Origin of the sequence: Klebsiella sp. HC6 (assembly GCF_022605325.1) — a bacterium.
Taxonomy (GTDB): Bacteria; Pseudomonadota; Gammaproteobacteria; order Enterobacterales; family Enterobacteriaceae; genus Klebsiella; species Klebsiella terrigena.
Map to the genome: position 1 here is coordinate 3,502,112 of NZ_CP093276.1, position 22,293 is coordinate 3,524,404.

The 22,293-nt window shown below is 57.6% G+C and carries 20 protein-coding genes; 11 read left to right on the plus strand and 9 right to left on the minus strand.

Annotated elements, in window-relative coordinates; translation table 11 throughout:
- Positions 1-56: 56 nt before the first annotated feature.
- Both MMW58_RS16915 and selD read right to left on the minus strand, forming a co-directional pair.
- Positions 57-2,009 carry a DNA topoisomerase III gene (locus tag MMW58_RS16915; protein ID WP_241721684.1) on the minus strand — a complete coding sequence of 651 codons (1,953 nt, stop codon included), beginning with the start codon at positions 2,007-2,009 and terminating at the stop codon, positions 57-59.
- Between the two features lie 4 nt (positions 2,010-2,013).
- Complete coding sequence (selD, locus tag MMW58_RS16920; protein WP_132510840.1) at positions 2,014-3,057, minus strand: selenide, water dikinase SelD; 1,044 nt, start codon at positions 3,055-3,057, stop codon at positions 2,014-2,016.
- A gap of 227 nt (positions 3,058-3,284) precedes the next feature.
- Here selD and phoC point away from each other — a divergent pair, with 227 nt between their 5' ends.
- On the plus strand, positions 3,285-4,031 hold the full coding sequence (phoC, locus tag MMW58_RS16925; RefSeq protein WP_133597716.1) for an acid phosphatase PhoC: 747 nt from the start codon (positions 3,285-3,287) through the stop codon (positions 4,029-4,031).
- A gap of 45 nt (positions 4,032-4,076) precedes the next feature.
- Here the strand turns inward: phoC and MMW58_RS16930 are convergent, their stop codons facing one another.
- Entirely contained in the window at positions 4,077-4,628 is a 552-nt protein-coding gene (locus MMW58_RS16930; RefSeq protein WP_133597714.1) for an NAD(P)H nitroreductase, read from the minus strand.
- Positions 4,629-4,793: 165 nt separating this feature from the next.
- Here MMW58_RS16930 and sppA point away from each other — a divergent pair, with 165 nt between their 5' ends.
- From sppA to yajD, 5 genes are all read left to right on the plus strand, one after another.
- On the plus strand, positions 4,794-6,647 hold the full coding sequence (gene sppA / locus MMW58_RS16935) for a signal peptide peptidase SppA (protein ID WP_241721685.1): 1,854 nt from the start codon (positions 4,794-4,796) through the stop codon (positions 6,645-6,647).
- A 684-nt stretch (positions 6,648-7,331) separates the two neighbouring features.
- Positions 7,332-8,348 carry an asparaginase gene (gene ansA, locus MMW58_RS16940; RefSeq protein ID WP_241721686.1) on the plus strand — a complete coding sequence of 339 codons (1,017 nt, stop codon included), beginning with the start codon at positions 7,332-7,334 and terminating at the stop codon, positions 8,346-8,348.
- A gap of 10 nt (positions 8,349-8,358) precedes the next feature.
- A complete protein-coding gene (gene pncA / locus MMW58_RS16945) occupies positions 8,359-9,000 on the plus strand; it encodes a bifunctional nicotinamidase/pyrazinamidase (protein ID WP_241723741.1) in 642 nt (213 codons plus the stop codon).
- 169 nt (positions 9,001-9,169) lie between these two features.
- On the plus strand, positions 9,170-10,423 hold the full coding sequence (chiD, locus tag MMW58_RS16950) for a chitinase ChiD (protein WP_241721687.1): 1,254 nt from the start codon (positions 9,170-9,172) through the stop codon (positions 10,421-10,423).
- A 137-nt stretch (positions 10,424-10,560) separates the two neighbouring features.
- On the plus strand, positions 10,561-10,905 hold the full coding sequence (yajD, locus tag MMW58_RS16955; RefSeq protein ID WP_133597704.1) for an HNH nuclease YajD: 345 nt from the start codon (positions 10,561-10,563) through the stop codon (positions 10,903-10,905).
- Positions 10,906-10,977: 72 nt separating this feature from the next.
- Here the strand turns inward: yajD and MMW58_RS16960 are convergent, their stop codons facing one another.
- Together MMW58_RS16960 and msrB are read right to left on the minus strand one after the other, a co-directional pair.
- Positions 10,978-11,253 carry a YeaC family protein gene (locus MMW58_RS16960; protein ID WP_133597702.1) on the minus strand — a complete coding sequence of 92 codons (276 nt, stop codon included), beginning with the start codon at positions 11,251-11,253 and terminating at the stop codon, positions 10,978-10,980.
- Positions 11,254-11,297: 44 nt separating this feature from the next.
- Positions 11,298-11,711: a peptide-methionine (R)-S-oxide reductase MsrB gene (gene msrB, locus MMW58_RS16965; protein WP_095096848.1), complete on the minus strand. Its 414-nt coding sequence runs from the start codon at positions 11,709-11,711 to the stop codon at positions 11,298-11,300.
- Between the two features lie 339 nt (positions 11,712-12,050).
- Between msrB and gapA the strand changes: the two genes are divergently transcribed.
- Together gapA and MMW58_RS16975 are read left to right on the plus strand one after the other, a co-directional pair.
- Entirely contained in the window at positions 12,051-13,046 is a 996-nt protein-coding gene (gene gapA, locus MMW58_RS16970; RefSeq protein ID WP_133597700.1) for a glyceraldehyde-3-phosphate dehydrogenase, read from the plus strand.
- Between the two features lie 87 nt (positions 13,047-13,133).
- Positions 13,134-14,018, plus strand: a complete 885-nt coding sequence (locus MMW58_RS16975) for a D-hexose-6-phosphate mutarotase (RefSeq protein WP_241721688.1) — start codon at positions 13,134-13,136, stop codon at positions 14,016-14,018.
- Between the two features lie 78 nt (positions 14,019-14,096).
- Here the strand turns inward: MMW58_RS16975 and MMW58_RS16980 are convergent, their stop codons facing one another.
- The 3 genes from MMW58_RS16980 to MMW58_RS16990 form a co-directional block, all read right to left on the minus strand.
- Positions 14,097-15,554, minus strand: a complete 1,458-nt coding sequence (locus MMW58_RS16980) for a DASS family sodium-coupled anion symporter (RefSeq protein ID WP_045855006.1) — start codon at positions 15,552-15,554, stop codon at positions 14,097-14,099.
- Positions 15,555-15,652: 98 nt separating this feature from the next.
- Positions 15,653-16,507, minus strand: a complete 855-nt coding sequence (locus MMW58_RS16985; RefSeq protein ID WP_241721689.1) for an aldo/keto reductase — start codon at positions 16,505-16,507, stop codon at positions 15,653-15,655.
- Between the two features lie 92 nt (positions 16,508-16,599).
- Complete coding sequence (locus MMW58_RS16990; protein ID WP_133597695.1) at positions 16,600-17,346, minus strand: MipA/OmpV family protein; 747 nt, start codon at positions 17,344-17,346, stop codon at positions 16,600-16,602.
- Positions 17,347-17,775: 429 nt separating this feature from the next.
- Between MMW58_RS16990 and yeaG the strand changes: the two genes are divergently transcribed.
- Together yeaG and MMW58_RS17000 are read left to right on the plus strand one after the other, a co-directional pair.
- On the plus strand, positions 17,776-19,710 hold the full coding sequence (gene yeaG, locus MMW58_RS16995; protein WP_045855003.1) for a protein kinase YeaG: 1,935 nt from the start codon (positions 17,776-17,778) through the stop codon (positions 19,708-19,710).
- Between the two features lie 157 nt (positions 19,711-19,867).
- Positions 19,868-21,148, plus strand: a complete 1,281-nt coding sequence (locus MMW58_RS17000) for a YeaH/YhbH family protein (protein ID WP_241721690.1) — start codon at positions 19,868-19,870, stop codon at positions 21,146-21,148.
- Positions 21,149-21,360: 212 nt separating this feature from the next.
- On the opposite strand, the gene MMW58_RS17005 is transcribed toward MMW58_RS17000, so the two are convergent.
- On the minus strand, positions 21,361-21,663 hold the full coding sequence (locus MMW58_RS17005; protein ID WP_241721691.1) for a putative quinol monooxygenase: 303 nt from the start codon (positions 21,661-21,663) through the stop codon (positions 21,361-21,363).
- A gap of 354 nt (positions 21,664-22,017) precedes the next feature.
- On the opposite strand from MMW58_RS17005, the gene MMW58_RS17010 reads away from it, so the two are divergent.
- Positions 22,018-22,155, plus strand: a complete 138-nt coding sequence (locus tag MMW58_RS17010; RefSeq protein WP_241723742.1) for a YnfU family zinc-binding protein — start codon at positions 22,018-22,020, stop codon at positions 22,153-22,155.
- Positions 22,156-22,293: the final 138 nt, after the last annotated feature.

Consider the following 22,293-nt stretch of genomic DNA (forward strand, 5'->3'; position numbering starts at 1 on the left):
CGGGAGAGCCGCTGACGGAGCCCAACGAAAAAGACCCCGGCCTGCGGGGTCTTTGATTATGGATTGTCGGCAGGCGCATCCGCCGCCGGCTTTTTGCCCTTCGTCCTGGCTCTCGGCTTGCCTTTGCTGAACTCCTTCTTACCGCCTCCCGGCGCAACGATACCGCGGAACTGACGAGCGGGCGTGCTGCGCGCCTGGTCGATAAGCTGATAAAGCGTTCCCACCAGCGGCTGCATAAAGTCCTGATAGCGGCACTGCTTTTCGCTGATTTGCGTCAGTACCGATTCCCAGTGCGCGGTCATATCCGGCCGCGCGGCCATTTCTGGCAGGGAGTGAATCAGCGCCCGTCCCGCGTCCGAGGAGTGGATATAGCGCCCTTTTTTGACTAAAAACCCGCGTTTAAACAGCAGCTCAATAATCCCGGCGCGGGTCGCTTCCGTACCCAGGCCGTCGGTAGCGCGCAGGATCTTCTTCAGATCCTTATCCTGCACAAAGCGGGCAATCCCGGTCATCGCGGAGAGCAGCGTCGCGTCGGTAAAGTAGCGCGGCGGCTGGGTTTGCCGCTCCACCACTTCACCCTTTTCACACAGCAGCTCATCGTCCTTCGCCACCACCGGCAGCGGCGTACCGTCGTTCTCTTCGTCGCGCTCTTTATTACCCAGCAGCGCCCGCCAGCCGGCCTCGGCGAGGAAGCGCGCCTTGGCAACAAACTTGCCGTTGGCGATCTCAAGGTCAATCTGGCATTTGCGGAACACCGCGTCCGGGCAAAACTGCATCAGGTACTGACGCGCGATCAGGCCGTAGACCTTGATCTCGTTCTCCGTCAGCCGCACCTGGCTGCTGCGCGCGGTGGGAATGATGGCATGGTGCGCATCAACCTTTTTATCGTCCCAGCAGCGGTTGCGGATCTCCGGATTGACCGCCGGCTGGGGCAGTAAATCCGGCGCGTGGACGCCAATGGCGTTGAGTACCGTATGGCGACCGGCGAAATGCTCCTCCGGCAGGTAGCGGCTGTCCGATCGCGGGTAGGTGATAAGCTTGTGGGTCTCGTACAGCTTCTGGCAAATATCCAGCACGTTTTGCGCGCTGAAGCCAAAACGCTTTGCGGCCTCAATCTGCAGCGCAGAGAGCGAAAACGGCAGCGGAGCGGGCTCCGAATCCCGCTTATCGTTGTAGGCGGTGACCAGCGCCGGCTGGCCGGTAATCCGCGCGACGACGTGTTCGGCCAGCGGGCGGTGCAGCAGGCGACCTTCATCATCCTGCCAGGATTCGCAGGCATCGCTCGGCTGCCAGGTCGCGACGAAGCGCTCCTCCTGGGGCGTGACGATATGCGCTTTGACGTCGAAGAAATCCTTCGCCACAAAGTTCTCGATCTCTTCATCGCGACGCACCACCAGCCCGAGCACCGGCGTCTGCACCCGCCCGACCGAGAGCACGCCCTGATAGCCCGCGTTGCGCCCAAGCAGCGTGTAGGCGCGGGTCATGTTGATCCCGTACAGCCAGTCGGCGCGCGCGCGGGCCAGCGCCGATACGCAGAGCGGAATAAATTCGCTGTTGGCGCGCAGGCGAGAGATCGCCCGCTCAACCGCCTGCGGGTTAAGGTCGTTTATCAGGCAGCGCTGCACCTGCTGGCGCTTCTCCGGCGCCAGCTGCAGATAGTCGAGAACTTCATCCACCAGCAGCTGGCCTTCTCTGTCCGGGTCACCGGCGTGGATCACCTCTTCGGCATCGCCCAGCAGCCGCTTGATAACGTTAAGCTGTTTGCTGACCGAAGGTTTCGGCTGTAGCTGCCACTTCTCCGGGACGATGGGCAGATCGACCAGGTTCCAGCGCGCGTAGCGCCCGTCGTAGACATCCGGCTGCGCCTGCTCCAGCAGATGGCCAATACACCAGGTAACCACCTGCCCGTTGCCGCACTCAATATAGCCGTCCCCCTTGCGATGCGGCTTGGGTAACACCTCGGCAATGGCGCGGCCGAGGCTCGGTTTTTCTGCAATAAACAGCCGCATGTAATCAACGGATCTCGATCATGGGGCGTCCACCGCGGGCGGTAACCAGCTCGCCGATAGCGGCCAGCGTCACGCCGGACGCCTCTGCCGCCGCGCGGACCTCGGCTTCAGCTTCCGGCGAGACCGCCAGCAGCAGGCCGCCGGAGGTTTGCGGATCGCACAGCAGATCGCGCCACTCCGCGGGCATTTCGCCCATCAGATGGCCGTAGCTGGCGAAATTGCGTCCGGTGCCGCCGGGAACCGCGCCGGCGAGAATATACTCTTCCACGCCCGGCAGTTTCGGGATATCGGCATAGTTCAGCTGCGCCTGTACGCCCGCCCCGCGGCACACTTCGCTCAGGTGGCCAAGCAGGCCAAAGCCGGTGACGTCGGTCATCGCCTTCACGCCGTCGATATTGGCAAACGCGGCGCCAGCGAGGTTCATCTGACACATGGTTTCGGTAGCCAGCCCCTGATGCTCAGGCTTGAGCAGCGATTTTTTCTCGGCGGTGGTCAGCACGCCGATCCCCAGCGGTTTAGTGAGGAACAGCCGGCATCCCGCCTCGGCGGTGCTGTTTTTCTTGATGCGCTCGGTGGGCACTACGCCGGTCACCGCGAGGCCAAAAATCGGCTCCGGCGCGTCAATGGAGTGGCCGCCGGCCAGAGCGATCCCCGCCTGCTGGCAGGCAAACCGGCCGCCGTCAACCACTTCGCGGGCGATTTCCGGCGCCAGGGTGTTAATCGGCCAGCCGAGGATCGCTATCGCCATAATCGGCCTGCCGCCCATGGCGAAAATATCGCTGATGGCGTTAGTCGCGGCAATGCGGCCAAAGTCGAACGGGCTGTCGACAATCGGCATAAAGAAGTCGGTGGTGCTGATGATGGACGTACCGTTGCCCAGGTCGTAGACCGCCGCATCGTCGCTGGTTTCGTTGCCCACCAGCAGATTAGGGTCAATAAATTTTGCCTGGTCACTTTTAAGGATAGTTTCCAGCACCTTAGGGGAAATTTTACACCCGCAACCGGCTCCGTGGCTGTATTGCGTTAAACGAATAGCTTGCTCGCTCATGGACATCTCCTGTCATTGCAATCCCGCTATGGTAGCGCCCAAACGGCAAGGTGGTAAGTACGACAGTCTGAAATCGCGAATAGTTGCTCATTAAGCAGACAAATATGCGATTTTGCGATAGAGAACAATTTTTTCAGCGTCATTTTAACTTTAACTAAAAGATGACAGAAATGTGACAACCCAACGTTCTGCTCTCTCTGGAGTGATAACAACGAAAGGAAATTTTGATGAAAAAGCGCGTTCTCGCCCTTTGCCTGGCAGGCCTCTTCTCCGTTAACGCTTTTGCCCTGACGGCAACGGGTAACGATGCCACGACTAAACCTGACCTCTACTACCTGAAAAATGCTCAGGCCATCGATAGCCTGGCGCTCCTGCCGCCGCCGCCGGAAGTAGGCAGCATCGCCTTTTTAAACGATCAGGCGATGTATGAGAAAGGACGTCTGCTGCGGGCCACCGAGCGCGGTAAGCTGGCGGCAGAGGACGCAAACCTCAGCGCAGGCGGCGTGGCGAACGCCTTCTCCGGCGCATTCGGCTCGCCGATCACCGAAAAGGACGCGCCGGCGCTGCACAAGCTGCTGACCAATATGATTGAAGATGCGGGCGACCTGGCGACCCGCGGGGCGAAAGAGAAGTACATGCGCATTCGTCCGTTCGCGTTTTACGGCGTCGCCACCTGTAACACCACCGAGCAGGATAAGCTGTCGAAAAACGGCTCCTATCCTTCCGGCCACACCTCTATCGGCTGGGCCACGGCGCTGGTGCTGGCCGAAGTTAACCCGCAGCGGCAGAATGAGATTCTCAGGCGCGGCTACGAGCTCGGCGAGAGCCGGGTCATCTGCGGCTATCACTGGCAAAGCGACGTCGACGCTGCGCGCATTGTCGGCTCGGCGGTCGTCGCGACGCTGCATACCAACCCGGCTTTCCAGCAGCAGTTGCAGAAAGCGAAAGATGAGTTTGCTAAACAGCAGAAGTAGCGCCTGAAGCAGCCCGGCGGCAGGCGCCTGCCGGGCAATTCATCCTCAGAAACGCACGACGAACGGCGCGGTGTCGGCCAGAGCGATGCTGGTTGATGCCTTCAGCTGCGGCGTACCCAGATAGAGGAAGCCGACAATCTTATCCTGCTCGCGGCAGGCAAACCCTTCACGCACGATGGCGCTTTCGGTTAACGCTCCGCTGCGCCAGATACCGTTGAATCCCTGAGCGACCGCGGCCATCTGCATCGCCATGACCGCGCAGCCCGCCGACATCTCCTGCTCCCACTTAGGCACCTTGGGGTGATCCTCACAGCGGGCAACCACGGTGATAATCAGCGGCGCCCGGAACGGCGCGCTGCGCGCTTTCTCTACGCCCTTTTCATCCTGCCCGGCGGCCAGCGCGCCTTTTTCCAACAGCTGGCTGAAGCGCTCGCGCCCTTCATCGGCAATAATAAAGAACCGCCACGGCTGTAATGTCCCGTGATCCGGGGCACGCAGGCCGGCGCGAAGAATATTTTCCAGCTGTTCGCCGGCCGGAGCCGGTTCAGCCAGGCGCGAGGCGCTGCGGCGGTTAACCAGTAGGTCGAGAGCATCCATCTATGTGACTCCTGTGAGGTTATTTTTCATAAAATTAACATGCTCACGAATTTTGTTACAGCCCGATGGGTGATTCCTGCTGACAAGCGCCGATGGTCTCTTTAGGATAGCCAGACGCGGCAGCCCCTGCGGTTAGCCCACTTTTGATAATGTTAGGGAGAATACATGCGAACCCTTTGGCGACTGATTGCCGGATTTTTTAAATGGACGTGGCGAGTACTTAATTTTATTCGTCAGCTCGCACTGAACCTGGTTTTCCTGCTGCTGGTGCTGGTTTGCTTCGGCATCTGGGCGCAGTTCAGCAGCACCACTACGGAGCATGCCGCCCGCGGCGCGCTGCTAATGAATATCACCGGCGTGGTGGTCGACAAACCTTCGGCCAGCAGCAAGCTCGGGGTGATTGGCCGCCAGCTGTTTGGCGCCAGCTCCGATCGCCTGCAGGAAAACTCGCTGTTTGATATCGTACAAACCATCCGTCAGGCCAAAGACGACCGTAATATCACCGGCATCGTGCTGGATCTGAAAAATTTTGCCGGCGGTGACCAGCCGTCGATGCAGTACATCGGTAAAGCGCTGCGCGAATTCCGCGATAGCGGCAAGCCGATCTACGCCGTCGGCAGCAGCTACAGCCAGGGGCAGTACTATCTGGCAAGCTTCGCCAATAAAATTTGGCTCTCGCCGCAGGGCGAAGTTGATCTGCACGGTTTTGCCACTAACGGCCTGTACTACAAATCGCTGCTCGATAAGCTGAAGGTCTCAACCCACGTTTTCCGCGTCGGCACCTATAAGTCAGCGGTCGAGCCGTTTATCCGCGACGATATGTCTCCGGCCGCCCGTGAAGCCGACGGCCGCTGGATAGGCGAACTGTGGCAGAACTATCTCAATACCATCGCTGCCAACCGGCAGATCACCGCCCAGCAGCTGTTCCCCGGCGCCCAGGGCGTGCTCGACGGCCTGCGTAAGGTCGATGGCGATACGGCGAAATACGCCCTGGACAGCAAGCTGGTTGACGAGCTGGCTACCTCCACCGACATCGAAAAGGCGCTGACCAAACAGTTTGGCTGGAGCAAGGCGGATAACAACTATCGCGCCATCAGCTATTACGATTACAGCGTTAAGACGCCTTCCGACCAGGGCGCCTCGATTGCGGTTATCTTCGCGAACGGCGCGATCATGGACGGTGAAGAAACGCCGGGCAACGTCGGCGGCGATACCACCGCGGCACAGATCCGCGATGCGCGCCTCGATCCGAAGGTGAAAGCCATCGTGCTGCGCGTTAACAGCCCCGGCGGCAGCGTCAGCGCTTCGGAAGTGATTCGCGAAGAGCTGGCGGCGGCGAAAGCGGCGGGTAAACCGGTAGTCGTGTCCATGGGCGGCATGGCGGCCTCCGGCGGCTACTGGATCTCCACCCCGGCGGATTACATCGTGGCGAACCCGAGCACCCTCACCGGCTCCATCGGCATCTTTGGCGTGATCAACACCGTTGAAAACACTCTCGGCTCTATCGGCGTGCATACCGACGGCGTATCAACGTCGCCGCTGGCGGATGTCTCCACCACCAAATCATTGCCGCCAGAAGTGCAGCAAATGATGCAGCTGAGCATTGAGAACGGCTATAAGCGCTTTATTACCCTGGTGGCTAATGCGCGTAAGAGTACTCCGGAGAAGGTTGACCAGATTGCCCAGGGCCACGTCTGGACCGGTGAAGATGCCAAAGCCAACGGCCTGGTGGATAGCCTCGGCGACTTCGATGACGCGGTGGCGAAAGCCGCTGAGCTGGCGAAGCTGAAGCAGTGGCACATCGACTACTACCAGGAAGATCCGACCTTCTTCTCAATGGTGGTTGATGGCCTGACCGGTTCCGTGCGCGCCTCTCTCCCGGCGGCGCTGCAGGCCTGGCTGCCCGCACCCGTTGCGGCAGCCGCCAATGCGGTGAAGGCCGAAAGCGACAAGCTGGCGGCGTTTAACGATCCGCAGAACCGCTACGCCTTCTGCTTAACCTGCGCCAATATCCGCTAACCCCCCCGTTCGACAGTAAACCCCGGCTATCGGCCGGGGTTTTATTTTTCCCCCGCAATAGCAGGTATACCCTAAATAATTCGTTGCGCTGGCCCAGAAGGGGTGAGGCCGGAGGCCGAATCACGCGGCAAGCGAGCGAATCCCCGGGAGCACAGGCTAATTATGTGACCGGGCAGCCAGCACAGCAGTAACCCGAATACCGGGTATACCCTAAATAATTCGAGTTGCAGAAAGGCGGCAAGCGAGCGAATCCCCGGGAGCATAGGCTAATTATGTGACCGGGCAGCCAGCACAGCAGTAACCCGAATACCGGGTATACCCTAAATAATTCGAGTTGCATGACAAAACGGTTAACCGTTTTGAACAGCGCTTGCGCTGGCCCCGAAGGGGTGAGGCCGTAGGCCGAATCACGCGGCAAGTGGGCGAATCCCCGGGAGCATAGGCCACTATGTGACCGGGGTGAGCACACGCCGCCAACGCATCTGCAGCTCGAAGTATGACGGGTATAGGCCGGGGTGAGCACGCGCCGCCAACACATCTGCAGCTCGAAGTATGACGGGTATAGGCCGGGGTGAGCACGCGCCGCCAACACATCTGCAGCTCGAAGTATGACGGGTATAGACGCTGTATTTTTTTCGCGACCACCTTATACTGCGCCTGTCTACGTACAACCTAAGCGATGTTATGCAAAAGAAATGGATTTACGTTGCCTACACCGGTGGGACCATCGGTATGCAGCGCTCCGAACACGGCTATATCCCCGTTTCCGGCCACCTGCAGCGTCAGCTCGCGCTGATGCCTGAGTTCCACCGTCCGGAGATGCCGGACTTTACCATTCACGAATATGCCCCGCTGATGGATTCGTCCGACATGACGCCGGAGGACTGGCAGCATATCGCGGAAGATATTCGCACCCACTATGATGAGTATGATGGCTTCGTGATCCTCCACGGCACCGACACCATGGCGTTTACCGCCTCGGCGCTGTCGTTCATGCTGGAGAATCTGGGCAAGCCGGTAATTGTGACAGGGTCACAAATCCCGCTGGCCGAGCTGCGCTCCGACGGGCAGATCAATCTGCTGAACGCGCTGTACGTTGCCGCGAACTATCCGATTAACGAAGTGGCGCTGTTTTTCAACAACTGTCTGTATCGCGGCAACCGCACCACCAAAGCCCATGCCGACGGCTTCAACGCCTTTGCTTCTCCGAACCTGGCGCCGCTGCTGGAGGCCGGGATCCATATCCGCCGTCTCGGGACGCCGCCGGCACCGCACGGCGTGGGCGAGCTGATCGTGCACCCGATTACGCCGCAGCCGATCGGCGTGGTGACGATTTACCCGGGGATCTCCGCCGACGTGGTGCGCAATTTTCTCCGCCAGCCGGTGAAGGCGCTGATCCTACGCTCTTATGGCGTCGGTAACGCCCCGCAGAACGGCGAGTTTATTCGGGTTCTGACCGAAGCCAGCCAGCGCGGGATTGTGGTGATTAACCTGACGCAGTGTATGTCCGGCAAAGTTAACATGGGCGGCTATGCTACCGGCAACGCCCTCGCCCAGGCGGGCGTGATCGGTGGTTTCGACATGACCGTCGAGGCGACGCTGACCAAGCTGCACTACCTGCTGAGCCAGAATCTGGACGTTGAGGCCATTCGCCGCCTGATGCAGGAAAACCTGCGCGGCGAGCTGACTCCCGATGAGTAAGGAGCTGATGATGACCAATCGAGCACTGCTGCTTGTTGATTTACAAAATGATTTTTGCGCGGGCGGCGCGCTCGCCGTTCCGCAGGGCGATAGCACCGTTGATGTCGCCAACCGGCTGATCGACTGGAGCCTGGCGCGCGGCGAAATCGTGGTCGCCAGCCAGGACTGGCATCCGGCAAACCACGGCAGCTTCGCCAGCCAGCACCAGACCGAGCCCTACTCGCAGGGTGAGCTCGACGGGCTGGCGCAGACCTTCTGGCCGGATCACTGCGTGCAGCATAGCGCCGGCGCGGAGCTGCATCCGCTGCTTAAGCAGCAGGATATTGCCGCCGTGTTCCACAAGGGTGAAAACCCGGCGATCGATAGCTATAGCGCCTTTTTCGACAACGGCCATCGCCACAAAACCCAGCTTGACGACTGGCTGCGCGCGCGCGGGATCGTCGAGCTTATCGTGCTGGGTCTGGCGACCGACTACTGCGTCCAGTTTACGGTGCTCGATGCGCTCAACCTCGGATATCGCGTTAACGTGATTACCGACGGCTGTCGCGGCGTCAATATCCAGCCGCAGGACAGCGCCCACGCCTTTATGGCCATGGCCGCCGCCGGCGCAACGCTCTATACCCTCAGCGACTGGCTGGAAACCCAGGCCTGACCCCTCGCCCGAAGCCGCCGCTTCGGGCCACTCCCTTGCGCTTCCTCTGCGCGATTCATTGAGCTAACTCGCAGATTCAACAGGCTATTGCTGATAGTGTGGGCGGGCTATTTTTTCGCCACGCCATTCCGTGGCGTGTTTGCTTTTTTAATGTCAAAGAGGATCGTCCATGAAACTTTTGCCTTTGCTGGCAGCATTACCCCTGCTTTGCGCTTCTGCGGTCTCAGCTCAAGCCCTGATGTCCGTCGGCTACTTTAACGGCGGCGGCGACGTGACCGCCGGGCCGGGCGGCGACATCGATAAGCTGGACGTGCGCCAGATTACCCACCTCAACTACTCCTTTGGCCTGGTCTACAACGACGAAAAGGATGAAACCAACGCGGCGTTAAAAGACCCTGCCCGCCTGCATCAGATTTGGCTGTCGCCAAAAGTACAGGCTGATTTACGCAAAATCCCCGCACTGCGCCAGCAGAACCCGGAGCTGAAGGTTCTGCTCTCCGTTGGCGGCTGGGGAGCGCGCGGTTTTTCCGGCGCGGCGGCCAGCGCGGAGAGCCGCGCGACGTTTATCCGCTCGGCGCAGGAGATCGTCGCGCAGTATGGCCTCGACGGTATCGACCTCGACTGGGAGTATCCGGTCAACGGCGCGTGGGGACTGGTCGCCAGCCAGCCTGCCGATCGCGACAACTTCACCGCCCTGCTGAAGGAGCTGCGTGGCGCATTTGGTCATAAAAAGCTGGTGACCATCGCCGTGGGCGCCAACGCCGAAAGCCCAAAAAACTGGGTCGACGTCAAAGCTATCGCCCCGCTGCTGGATTACATCAACCTGATGACCTACGACATGGCCTACGGCACCCAGTACTTCAACTCGAATCTGTACGATTCAACGCGCTGGCCGACGGTGGCGGCAGCGGATAAGTACAGCGCCGATTTTGTGGTGAATAACTATCTTGCCGCCGGTTTAAAGCCGAGCCAGATGAACCTCGGCATTGGTTTCTATGGCCGGGTGCCAAAACGGGCGGTTGAGCCGGGTATCGACTGGAGCAAACCCGATGCGCAGAAAAATCCCGTCACCCAGCCGTACTTCGGCAGCGAGCAGATCGCGCTGTTCAAATCCCTGGGCTTCGATCTGAGCAAAGATACCTACGTGAAGTACAACGATATCGTCGCGAAGCTGCTTAACGATCCGCAAAAGCGCTTTAGCGAGCACTGGGATGACCAGGCGAAGGTGCCGTGGCTGTCGGTGCAGTCGGCGGACGGCAAGGCACTGTTTGCGCTCTCCTACGAAAACCCGCGCTCCGTGGCCCTCAAGGCCGACTATATCAAGAGTAAGGGGCTGGCAGGGGCGATGTTCTGGGAGTACGGCGCCGATGAGCAAAATCAGCTGGCTAAGCAGCTGGCAGAGTCGTTAGGGATTAAGCACTAGCCTGCGGGCCGTTACGGTCCCGCAGCGCCCTGGAGGAGATGAGGTGTGTCCCGTCCGGGGATAGGTTATGATTGTCGCAATCGGCTGCGCCAGGCTTTGGCGCAGCTTTTCATTTGCTACAGGAGGCATGGGGCTTTATGGCTTTTATCCCCAAAAACTACGCCCGTCTGGAAGTCGGCTATCGCGAAAAGGCGCTAAAGCTCTTCCCGTGGGTCTGCGGACGCTGTTCCCGTGAATTTGTCTATTCGAATCTGCGCGAGCTGACGGTGCACCATATCGATCACGATCACAGCAATAACCCGGAAGATGGCAGCAACTGGGAGATGCTGTGCCTGTACTGCCACGACCACGAGCACTCCAAGTACACGGAAGCCGATCTGTATGGCTCAACGGTAGTGGCGGGCGAAGACGCGCAGAAGAGCGTCGGTGAGGCGAAATATAATCCGTTTGCCGATCTTAAAGCGATGATGAACAAGAAGTAACCGGCTCGTAAAGCGTCAGCGCCCGGCGGCGAAACCCGCCGGGCCTGCGTAAGCATCCCCCGCGCGAGCCGCTCAGGATTTAAACGTCGCAATAGGTTCTGGCGTAATGCCGAACTCCACCTTCAGCTGCTGCTTGCTCTTCATCACCATCTGCCCGCTGGTATCAATCGTCATGTGCTGGGCCTGGACGTTGTGTCGCGCCTGCCACAGCATCACCAGCTGCAGGCTATTCTCTTTCTGTTCCGGGGTAAGCGCCACCCCATCCGGCCATTTTCCCAGCTCCACCGCCGTGGCCAGACGCTGATAAACTTCCGGGGTCATACTGTCGATAATTTGCTCGATATCCATCGTCCGCTCAACTCCGCATTGGAATAATTTGCTGAATCGTTTCTCTAACCCTTGATCTGCTCGCCGTTATCATCGTCGCTGAAGCTTAACGACGCCGAATTTACGCAAAAACGCTCGCCGGTCGGCTGCGGACCATCCGGGAAGACGTGCCCAAGGTGAGCATCGCATTTGCCGCAGCGAATTTCCGTGCGCTGCATACCGTGGGAGTAATCATTCAGGTAGCGAATGGCCTCGTCGCTCACCGGCTCAAAAAAGCTCGGCCAGCCGCAGCCTGAATCGTACTTGGTTTGCGAGTGAAACAGCGCCGCGTCGCACACCAGGCAGTGGTAGACGCCGTCTCGCTTGTTGTGGAGCAGTCGGCCGGTGAACGGCGGCTCGGTGCCGTGATTCTGCGTCACGTAAAACTGCATCTCGCTCAACTCTTTTTTGAGCTCGTCCGAGGAGGGTTTATTCGACATGTGCATGCTTCTCGCTGTGAAAGGACAACTTTAACCGCTCGATTCTAACAAAACATTAACAATGAAGCGTGGACTTTTGTTCTAAACTTATTCGATGCCGATGGGCAGCTAGATAATTGTGATGCAAATCACATTTTTATCTTTAATGACCTTTAAAATTCCGCGCGCAGTCCCCATATGGAATTGGGCTCAAAGGGAGAGTGAGGCAAATCGATCGCGCAAAGGTGTGCTCAGGATTGATTTGTCGCAATGATTGACACGATTCCGCTTGACGCTGCGTAAGGTTTTTGTAATTTTACAGGCAACCTTTTATTCACTAACAAATAGCTGGTGGAATATATGACTATCAAAGTAGGTATCAACGGTTTTGGCCGTATCGGTCGCATTGTTTTCCGTGCTGCTCAAGAACGTTCTGACATCGAGATCGTTGCAATCAACGACCTGTTAGACGCTGACTACATGGCTTACATGCTGAAGTATGACTCCACTCACGGCCGTTTCAACGGTACCGTTGAAGTGAAAGACGGTCATCTGGTCGTTAACGGTAAAAAAATCCGTGTTACCGCTGAACGCGATCCGGCTAACCTGAAGTGGGACGAAGTAGGCGTTGACATCGTTGCTGAAGCAACTGGTCTGTTCCTGACTGACGAAACCGCTCGTAAACACATCACTGCTGGCGCGAAAAAAGTCGTTCTGACTGGCCCGTCCAAAGACAACACTCCGATGTTTGTTAAAGGCGCTAACTTTGACAAATACGAAGGCCAGGACATCGTTTCTAACGCATCCTGCACCACTAACTGCCTGGCACCGCTGGCTAAAGTTATCAACGACAACTTCGGCATCGTCGAAGCTCTGATGACCACCGTTCACGCGACCACCGCAACTCAGAAAACCGTTGATGGCCCGTCTCACAAAGACTGGCGCGGCGGCCGCGGCGCATCCCAGAACATCATCCCGTCCTCTACCGGTGCTGCTAAAGCAGTAGGTAAAGTACTGCCAGAACTGAATGGCAAACTGACCGGTATGGCGTTCCGCGTTCCTACTCCGAACGTATCCGTTGTTGACCTGACCGTTCGTCTGGAAAAAGCTGCTTCTTATGAAGACATTAAGAAAGCAATCAAAGCTGCTTCCGAAGGCGCAATGAAAGGCGTTCTGGGCTACACCGAAGACGACGTTGTATCTACCGATTTCAACGGCGAAGTTTGCACTTCCGTGTTCGATGCTAAAGCAGGTATCGCACTGAACGACAACTTCGTGAAACTGGTTTCCTGGTACGACAACGAAACCGGCTACTCCAACAAAGTTCTGGACCTGATCGCTCACATCTCCAAATAAGTTGAGATGAGAACCTGATCCAAAAAGGCGACTTCGGTCGCCTTTTTTTATGGCTTAACTCAGTACCTGCACACCAAGGATTGCACCATGATTAACAAAATTTTTGCTCTCCCGGTTATTGAACAAGTTACCCCTGTCCTCTCCCGCCGCCAGCTTGACGACCTCGAGCTGATTGTCGTTGACCATCCACAGGTGAAAGCCTCCGTCGCCTACCAGGGCGCGCACCTGCTCTCCTGGAAACCCGCCGGGGAAGAAGAGGTGCTGTGGCTGAGCGGCAACACGCCGTTTAAAACCGGCGTCGCGCTGCGCGGCGGCGTGCCCGTCTGCTGGCCGTGGTTTGGTCCATCGGCACAGCAGGGCCTTCCCTCCCACGGTTTCGCCCGCAATCTGCCGTGGACGCTGAAGGGCCATGATGAAGATGAGAGCGGCGTGATGCTGACCTTCGAACTGAAAAGCAGCGATAAGACCCGTCAGTACTGGCCGCACGAATTTACGCTCTACGCGCGCTTCAAGCTGGGTAAAACCTGCGAAATCGAACTGGAAGCGCACGGCGAATTTGAAACCACCTCCGCCCTGCACAGCTACTTCAACGTTGGGGATATCGCGGCGGTGAAGGTCAGCGGCCTCGGCGATCGCTATATCGATAAGGTGAACAACGCCCAGGAAGGCGTGCTGAGCAACGGCGAAGAGACCTTCCCGGATCGCACCGACCGCGTCTATCTCAACGCGGATGCCTGCAGCGTTATCCACGACGGCGTGCTGAACCGCGGCATTGACGTTATTCATCACCATAACAGCAATGTAGTGGGCTGGAACCCCGGCCCGGCACTTTCCGTGAGCATGGGCGATATGCCGGACGACGGCTACAAAACCTTCGTTTGCGTCGAAACCTGCTGCGTTACCGAGCCGCAGAAAGCCAGCGAAGAGAAGCCGTCTCGCCTGGCGCAGACTATTCGCGTCACGCGGCGCTAAGCCCGCGCGCTGCCTGAACCACAGGCGCAGGATCAAAAACAGGGCGATTGCGCCCTGTTTTTTTGAGGCGCTGTCGCGTTACCAGAACCCCACCAGCTTCATCCACGCGCCCCCCAGCACCAGCCAGATGAGAATAGACGCCACCGACACCACGAAACTAACGCCCCACCACTGACCCGCGGTGTTATAGCCGGAGCCAAACAGAGCGGGCCCCGGGCCGCCAGAGTACTGCGTCAGGCCCATCGACAGGTTAGAGGTATAGCCCAGCACCAGGGCGGCAAACAGCGGCGGTACGCCGACGGAAACGGCAACGGCCAGAAACGCCAGATACATCGCGGAAATATGCGCCATCGCCGACGCGAAGAAGTAGCGGGTATAGAAATAGACCAGCACCAGCAGTAAAAACACCGTTATCCATGCAAAGTGGCCGACGTAGCCGACAATACGCTCAGATATCCAGCTAATCATGCCGTATTTATTGAGCGCGTTGGCCATCATCACCAGCACGGCAAACCAGAACATCGTATCCCAGGCCGTTTTTTCTTCGATGATATTTTTCCACGACATGATATTGCTGACCAGCAGCACCATCAGACCAATAAACGCGGAAAGGGTGGCGGGAATGGCAAAGAAAATGTCGCCCACCGTCCAGAGCAGGATCAGCAGGACAAAATCAAGCGCGAGGATTTTTTCCGCCAGCGACATCGGCCCCATTTTGCGCAGCTCTTCTCTGGCGATCGCCGGGATTTCCGGCGTTTTCTTCAGCTGCGGCGGATAAATAGCGTACAGCACCAGCGGCAGCAGGATCAGCGAGGCGATCCCCGGCACGATCGCGCCGACAAACCAGGTCGTCCAGGTGATTTCAATGCCCTGGCTTCTCGCCAGTTCGGCAATCAGCGGGTTACCCGCCATCGCCGTTAAAAACATCGTACAGACAATGGCGTCAATCTGAGAAACGCAGAGCATTAAAAAGGCGCCGGCTTTTCTGGCCGTCGCGCCGGGCTCCGACTGGTAGGCGGTGGCAATGGACTGCGTAATCGGATACATAATGCCGCCGCCCCTCGCCGACGCCGAGGGAATGCCCGGCCCGAGGACCACGTCAGAGAGGGCCAGACCATAGGCAACCCCCAGCATGCTTGAACCGCATTTGGAAATAAACCACAGCGCCACCCGCTTGCCCAGCCCGGTCTTAATCACCGCCCGGGAGATAAACATCGCGATACCAATCAACCAGATCGTACCGTTGGCAAAGCCGGACAGCGCCGCGACTTTGTCGCTTTTACCCGGCGAGAGAGGCGTGACGCCCAAAAATGCGGAGACGATCAGCGCGATCATCGTCACCGCCCCCATCGGCATCACCTTCAGAATGATGGCAAAGATCGTTGCGGTAAAAATAGCAAACATTTGCCATGCGTGAATGGCCAACCCATCGGGCGGAGGGGTAAACCAGATAAGTGCGCCGAACAGGATTGTCAGGGCGGCCTTCCAGAGGGGAAAAGCCAGCTTCACGTCCAGGGGTTTGTTAGGTTCAGTCATGTGATTCTCCTTTTTCTTTTATCTTTAGGAGGAGAAGCACGGCCGAGCATTGATATCCATCAACGAATCACGTAGATACCGTTACAAAATCAGCCCCCTTACACCATATCTAAGGGCGTTTTGCGACCCGGCGCCGGAAAGGCCTTTTCCATCACCGCGATATCGTTCTCATCGAGCACCACCTCGAGCGCGGCAGCGTTCTCTTTGACGTGGGCAATGCTCCCGGCTTTTGGGATCGCCATCATCCCTTTGTGGCTGATGATCCACGCCAGCAGGAGCTGCGCGACCGTGACGCCCTTTTCCCGCGCCAGGCCGTTGAGTGCGGGATGGCTGATTAGACCATCGCGCAGGCGACCGGCCTGGGCCAGCGGGCTGTAGGCCATCACCGGCAGCTGCTGCTGCTGACACCACGGCAGCAGATCGTATTCAATGCCGCGCGATGCCAGATGGTACAGCACCTGGTTGGTCGCACAGCGTCTGCCGCCAGGCACCTGCCACAGCGCCTGCATATCGTCGGTATCGAAGTTGGAGACGCCCCAGCGGCGAATTTTGCCCTGAGCAACCAGCGCCTCCATCGCCTCGACGGTTTCGGCCAGCGGGAACTCCCCCGGCCAGTGCAGCAGATAGAGATCGAGATAATCACTCTTCAGGCGACGCAGGCTGGCTTCACAGGCCTCGCGCATTTTGTGCCCGCCGGCGTGCCACGGATAGACTTTGGACACCAGCGTCACGCGGTCACGCAGTCCGCGAATCGCCTCGCCTACCACCTCTTCCGCCCCGCCGTCGGCATACATTTCGGCGGTATCGATAACCGTCAGCCCGAACTCAACGCCCGCTCGCAGTGCAGCCGCTTCCTGTGAACGATGCGCGCTGCTTTGCCCCATATACCAGGTTCCCTGCCCGATGGCGGGAACCGCCTGCTGGTCGCCGAAACGGCTCATTTTTACGCTCATCGCTACCTCTCGTCAGCTATTGCACCACCGTAATGCAAAACAGGGCGTGACGCCCTGTTTTGATGCACAGATATCTCTATAAAGATGCACAATCAGAAAGTGTAGGTGATCCCGGTAGAAATCAGGCCGCTCCAGGATTTGTCCACCATCGGGCTGTCGGTGATTTCGTCGGACAGGCGGGTGTAGCGCGCCACGCCGTAAACGCTCCAGTCGCCGAGGAAGCGATAGTTGGCCGACAGTTCGAGATACGGGTTCCAGCTGCTGTCCGGGTCGTAGCTGCGCAGGCCGCTGCGCTCGGATTCACGCTTCGAGACGCCGTAGTAGTATTCGTTCTGGTTGTCGCTGCTCCACTCCACGCCGATACCCGGCGTTAAGGTCAGGTTGCCGTTGGTATAGCGGTAGAGCCAGGCCATGTCCCAGGTAATGCCGTTGCTTTTGTCCAGCGTGTCGCCGGCCAGCACCGTACGCAGGAAGCCATACTGGGTATTGTGCACGTAGGAGAGCCCGGCCATCATCGTCGATTTACGCCGATCCAGCTTACGCAGCTGTTCGCTGTCGCTGTCGCCCGGCTTAAAGTACATCGGCGACCAGTAGGCGGTAACCGACAGCTTATCGCTCTCGTCATTCCATAAATAGTAACCACCGCCTAAGCCACGGAACCAAAAATTATCGCTCTCGTAGCTGATAGCCGGCACCGGGTAAACGTCGACGTCATATTGCTTATACGGGCTTTCGACGATACCCACGCCGGCCCCCAGCGTTAATTTCCCGTCGGCGTGTGCTGCTGAGACACAGGCCAAAAGACACACGCCTGGTGCCAGAGATTTGATCTTCTTCACAATCCATATTCCCGTTTGTCAAATAATCCGCGCAGGCAGTTTAGCGTCGTAGGCCTCACGCCTCAAATTCTTTACCCGTCATTACAAAAAATGACTCACTCTCTCGTCAATACGCAAGCCCGGACCCGCAGCTTCATGACAACAGGATGAAGGCCCCCGGCAAGACGTGCGAAATCGCGACCTTTTTTGGGATGAGTTATTGATATGTCATTGAAATTGATTTTTCGCTGCATGCAAGTTTTCTAAATGCATCTACGCTTTAATTTAGAAGGCGTCATTGCAGGGCGCGTTATCTTAATCTCGTCGACAACCTGGCATAAGGGTTGCTGGAGAATCAGTAGACGTCGCGCTCTGCTTACCTCTTCCGGGAGCACCCACTATTCATATGAACGCTCTCAACTTGTGCTAAATACGAAAGGACGGCATGCCATGAATATATTCGATCACTATCGCCAGCGTTATGAAGCTGCCAAGGACGAAGAGTTCACACTGCAGGAGTTTCTTACCATCTGCCGGCAAGATCGCAGTGCTTATGCCAACGCGGCAGAAAGGCTACTGATGGCCATTGGTGAACCCGTCATGGTCGATACGGCCCTGGAGCCAAGGCTGTCCCGTCTCTTTTCAAACCGGGTTGTCGCACGCTATCCGGCATTTGAAGAGTTCTACGGTATGGAAGATGCCATCGAGCAGATCGTTTCTTACCTGAAGCATGCCGCGCAGGGTCTGGAAGAGAAGAAACAGATTCTGTATCTGCTGGGGCCGGTGGGCGGCGGTAAATCATCCCTTGCCGAGCGCCTGAAATCATTAATGCAGCGCGTACCGATTTACGTGCTGAGCGCCAACGGCGAGCGCAGCCCGGTGAACGACCATCCGCTGTGCCTGTTTAATCCGCAGGAAGATGCGCAGATCCTCGACAAGGAATATGGCGTACCGACCCGCTATCTCGGCACCATCATGTCGCCGTGGGCGGCCAAACGCCTGCATGAGTTTGGCGGCGATATCACCAAATTCCGCGTTATCAAGGTGTGGCCGTCGATTCTGGAGCAGGTCGCCATCGCCAAAACCGAACCCGGCGATGAGAACAACCAGGATATCTCGGCCCTGGTCGGTAAGGTTGATATTCGCAAGCTCGAGCACTACGCGCAGAACGATCCGGATGCCTACGGCTACTCCGGCGCCCTGTGCCGCGCCAACCAGGGGATCATGGAATTCGTCGAGATGTTCAAAGCGCCGATTAAGGTGCTGCATCCGCTGCTGACCGCAACCCAGGAAGGCAACTATAACGGCACCGAAGGGATCTCCGCCCTGCCGTTTAACGGGATTATCCTCGCGCACTCGAACGAATCCGAGTGGGTGACCTTCCGTAATAACAAAAACAACGAGGCCTTCCTTGACCGCGTCTATATCGTCAAGGTGCCTTACTGCCTGCGCATTTCCGAAGAGATGCGCATCTATGAAAAACTGCTCAACAACAGCGAGCTGACCCATGCGCCATGCGCCCCGGGCACCCTTGAAACGCTGTCGCGCTTCTCGATTCTGTCGCGCCTGAAAGAGCCGGAAAACTCGAGCATTTACTCCAAAATGCGCGTCTATGACGGTGAGAGCCTGAAAGATACCGACCCGAAAGCGAAATCCTACCAGGAGTATCGCGACTATGCCGGCGTCGACGAAGGCATGAACGGTCTCTCCACCCGCTTCGCTTTTAAAATACTGTCGCGGGTATTTAACTTCGATCACGCCGAGGTTGCCGCTAACCCGGTGCATCTGTTCTACGTCCTTGAGCAGCAGATCGAGCGCGAGCAGTTCCCGCAGGAGCAGTCGGAGCGCTACCTCGAGTTCCTCAAAGGCTACCTGATCCCGAAATACGCCGAGTTTATCGGCAAAGAGATCCAGACCGCCTATCTCGAATCCTACTCCGAATACGGGCAGAACATTTTTGACCGTTACGTCACCTACGCGGATTTCTGGATTCAGGATCAGGAGTACCGCGATCCGGATACCGGGCAGCTGTTTGACCGCGAATCGCTGAACGCGGAGCTGGAAAAAATTGAAAAACCGGCGGGGATCAGCAACCCGAAAGACTTCCGTAACGAGATAGTCAACTTCGTGCTGCGCGCCAGAGCCAATAACAGCGGACGCAACCCGAACTGGACCAGCTACGAAAAACTGCGCACGGTTATTGAGAAGAAAATGTTCTCCAATACCGAAGAGCTGCTGCCGGTCATTTCGTTCAACGCCAAAACCTCTACCGACGAGCAGAAAAAGCACGACGACTTCGTCGACCGGATGATGGAGAAAGGCTATACCCGTAAGCAGGTACGTCTGCTGTGCGAATGGTATTTGCGGGTACGCAAATCGTCCTGACGTACGGCAAGCCCGCTCGCAGCGGGCTAAGAGAGAGACCAGCAATTCGAGTTGCAGGGAGCCCCGGGGGTTTACTCAGGTAAGCGTCCGGGGTAAGCAACGCAAATGCGGCTTGAAGTATGACGTGTATGGTTGGCAAATGCAGTACGGGGGGCATATGACCTGGTTTATAGACCGGCGCCTGAACGGAAAGAATAAAAGCGCGGTGAATCGCCAGCGCTTTTTGCGTCGCTACAAGGCGCAGATAAAACAGTCGATCTCCGAGGCTATCAACAAGCGCTCGGTGACCGATATTGAGAGCGGGGAATCCGTCTCTATTCCGACGGATGATATCAACGAACCGATGTTTCATCAGGGTCGCGGCGGCCTGCGCAATCGCGTGCATCCCGGCAACGACCATTTTGTGCAAAACGACCGTATTGAACGCCCGCAGGGCGGCGGAGGCGGCGGCGGTAGCGGCCAGGGGCAAGCCAGCGCCGACGGCGAAGGCGAAGATGGCTTTGTCTTTCAGATATCCAAAGACGAGTATCTCGACCTGCTGTTTGAGGATCTCGCCCTGCCGAATCTGAAGAAAAACCAGCAGCGGCAGCTTACCGAGTTCAAGACGCATCGGGCGGGCTTTACCGCTAACGGCGTCCCGGCGAACATCAGCGTGGTGCGTTCGCTGCAAAACTCGCTGGCGCGACGTACCGCCATGACCGCCGGCAAGCGCCGCGAACTGCGCGCGCTGGAAGCGGATCTGGACGTCATTAGCAAAAGCGAGCCCGCGCAGCTGCTGGAAGAGGAGCGGCTGCGCCAGGAGATAGCCGAGCTGCGGGCGAAGATTGACCGCGTGCCGTTTATCGATACCTTCGATCTGCGCTACAAGAATTACGAAAAACGGCCCGAACCCTCCAGCCAGGCGGTGATGTTCTGCCTGATGGACGTTTCCGGCTCCATGGATCAGGTCACCAAAGATATGGCCAAACGTTTTTACATCCTGCTGTATCTGTTCCTCAGCCGGACCTATAAAAACGTCGAGGTGGTCTATATCCGCCACCATACCCAGGCAAAAGAGGTGGATGAGCACGAGTTTTTCTATTCGCAGGAAACCGGCGGCACTATCGTCTCCAGCGCGCTGAAGCTGATGGATGAAGTGGTTAAAGCGCGCTACGACCCGGCGCAGTGGAATATCTACGCCGCGCAGGCGTCGGACGGCGATAACTGGGCGGACGACTCGCCGCTGTGTCACGAGCTGCTGGCGAAGAACATCCTGCCGGTGGTGCGCTACTACAGCTACATTGAGATAACCCGCCGCGCCCACCAGACGCTATGGCGTGAATATGAACATCTGCAGACGACCTTTGAAAACTTCGCCATGCAGCATATACGCGACCAGGAAGATATCTACCCGGTGTTCCGCGAGCTGTTCCACAAGCAGGGCACCACCACCAGCTAACCCTAAAAAAATCAGCCAGTTAATGCTATTTTCTGGCTGATTTCCCCACCACTGCCGGAGCGCTATTCCCCCCTTGCCGCTGCGCTTCTTCCCGTTTCGCCATGCCGCTGCGCCTAAAGCCGCCTCAGGCCATCCGTCGCCGGGAAGGCTAGTACCAACGCCACTGCGGGCCGCCTGAGCAATCACAGGACCGGTGAATGGCGACGCCGGCCTTACTCGCCCGCCGGGTTCACCTGACCGTTCATCAGGATATATCGGGCATCTTCCCGCTTGTGCCGGTCGATCAACGGGACCAGCCGTCTGAAATGTTCGCTGGCACAGTGGGCGTCGAGGGCCGCATGGTCCGGCCACTCCTCGATAAAAATGAAATGTCCGGGATCCTTTTCATCAATATAGAGATCATAGGCGATGCACAGCGGCTCCAGCCTGGTTGCCGCGACCAGCTCCCGGTATAACGGCAGAACGGCTGCAACGCATTCGGGCTTGATAAAATCTTCGGCAATGACTTTTAGCATAGGGTCCTCTCGGTGAAAACGGATACGCAATCGTCCCGGGGATCGCCGGGACCTCGGCCGCACCTGGCCCGTTCTCCGTTGGAATAGCGCTGATGCTGGTCATTTTTTGCTGGTGGCATCATAGCCTTTGCTCTCGGGAAGTGCACGACGACCCGCCCTTCACTCGTGAAAATTAAAGGAGGGTCACGGGCAGTTTTGTGGCATAGGTGAACATACGACCGTGGCCTTAGATGAAAGAGAGAAGCATCAAATATAAATGGGAGGTTTTTTAAATAGGTTAATTTTTACCCAGACGTGATAGACTGAAACACATTCATTGAAAGGTTAATCATCATGTCATTTCTCGATTACGCAATGAAGCTCATCGGTGGAACGTCCACCGCCACCTGCCCCATCTGCGGCTTAAAATCCCCCCAGTCTGCATCAAAGATCCGATTAAAGCAGGCAATGCTATGCCCGGGATGTAAGGCCCTTTTTGTCTCGCCACGCTAACCCCTTACGCCGGCTCACGTACAAACCGGTGTTCTATACTGAAATAAAGACCGGCAGCTGTTAAATCCCTGATGCCTTACGCCCATCCTGAGAGAACGTTTCTGAACTGATTTCGCAACTGCTCCTGCGCGTTAATGT

What these genes read in the sequence shown, in the direction of transcription:
- MMW58_RS16915 (WP_241721684.1), bottom strand. Translation starts at nt 2,009, where the DNA reads ATGCGGCTGTTTATTGCAGAAAAACCGAGCCTCGGCCGCGCCATTGCC.
- selD (WP_132510840.1), bottom strand. Translation starts at nt 3,057, where the DNA reads ATGAGCGAGCAAGCTATTCGTTTAACGCAATACAGCCACGGAGCCGGT.
- phoC (WP_133597716.1), top strand. Translation starts at nt 3,285, where the DNA reads ATGAAAAAGCGCGTTCTCGCCCTTTGCCTGGCAGGCCTCTTCTCCGTT.
- MMW58_RS16930 (WP_133597714.1), bottom strand. Translation starts at nt 4,628, where the DNA reads ATGGATGCTCTCGACCTACTGGTTAACCGCCGCAGCGCCTCGCGCCTG.
- sppA (WP_241721685.1), top strand. Translation starts at nt 4,794, where the DNA reads ATGCGAACCCTTTGGCGACTGATTGCCGGATTTTTTAAATGGACGTGG.
- ansA (WP_241721686.1), top strand. Translation starts at nt 7,332, where the DNA reads ATGCAAAAGAAATGGATTTACGTTGCCTACACCGGTGGGACCATCGGT.
- pncA (WP_241723741.1), top strand. Translation starts at nt 8,359, where the DNA reads ATGACCAATCGAGCACTGCTGCTTGTTGATTTACAAAATGATTTTTGC.
- chiD (WP_241721687.1), top strand. Translation starts at nt 9,170, where the DNA reads ATGAAACTTTTGCCTTTGCTGGCAGCATTACCCCTGCTTTGCGCTTCT.
- yajD (WP_133597704.1), top strand. Translation starts at nt 10,561, where the DNA reads ATGGCTTTTATCCCCAAAAACTACGCCCGTCTGGAAGTCGGCTATCGC.
- MMW58_RS16960 (WP_133597702.1), bottom strand. Translation starts at nt 11,253, where the DNA reads ATGGATATCGAGCAAATTATCGACAGTATGACCCCGGAAGTTTATCAG.
- msrB (WP_095096848.1), bottom strand. Translation starts at nt 11,711, where the DNA reads ATGTCGAATAAACCCTCCTCGGACGAGCTCAAAAAAGAGTTGAGCGAG.
- gapA (WP_133597700.1), top strand. Translation starts at nt 12,051, where the DNA reads ATGACTATCAAAGTAGGTATCAACGGTTTTGGCCGTATCGGTCGCATT.
- MMW58_RS16975 (WP_241721688.1), top strand. Translation starts at nt 13,134, where the DNA reads ATGATTAACAAAATTTTTGCTCTCCCGGTTATTGAACAAGTTACCCCT.
- MMW58_RS16980 (WP_045855006.1), bottom strand. Translation starts at nt 15,554, where the DNA reads ATGACTGAACCTAACAAACCCCTGGACGTGAAGCTGGCTTTTCCCCTC.
- MMW58_RS16985 (WP_241721689.1), bottom strand. Translation starts at nt 16,507, where the DNA reads ATGAGCGTAAAAATGAGCCGTTTCGGCGACCAGCAGGCGGTTCCCGCC.
- yeaG (WP_045855003.1), top strand. Translation starts at nt 17,776, where the DNA reads ATGAATATATTCGATCACTATCGCCAGCGTTATGAAGCTGCCAAGGAC.
- MMW58_RS17000 (WP_241721690.1), top strand. Translation starts at nt 19,868, where the DNA reads ATGACCTGGTTTATAGACCGGCGCCTGAACGGAAAGAATAAAAGCGCG.
- MMW58_RS17005 (WP_241721691.1), bottom strand. Translation starts at nt 21,663, where the DNA reads ATGCTAAAAGTCATTGCCGAAGATTTTATCAAGCCCGAATGCGTTGCA.
- MMW58_RS17010 (WP_241723742.1), top strand. Translation starts at nt 22,018, where the DNA reads ATGAAGCTCATCGGTGGAACGTCCACCGCCACCTGCCCCATCTGCGGC.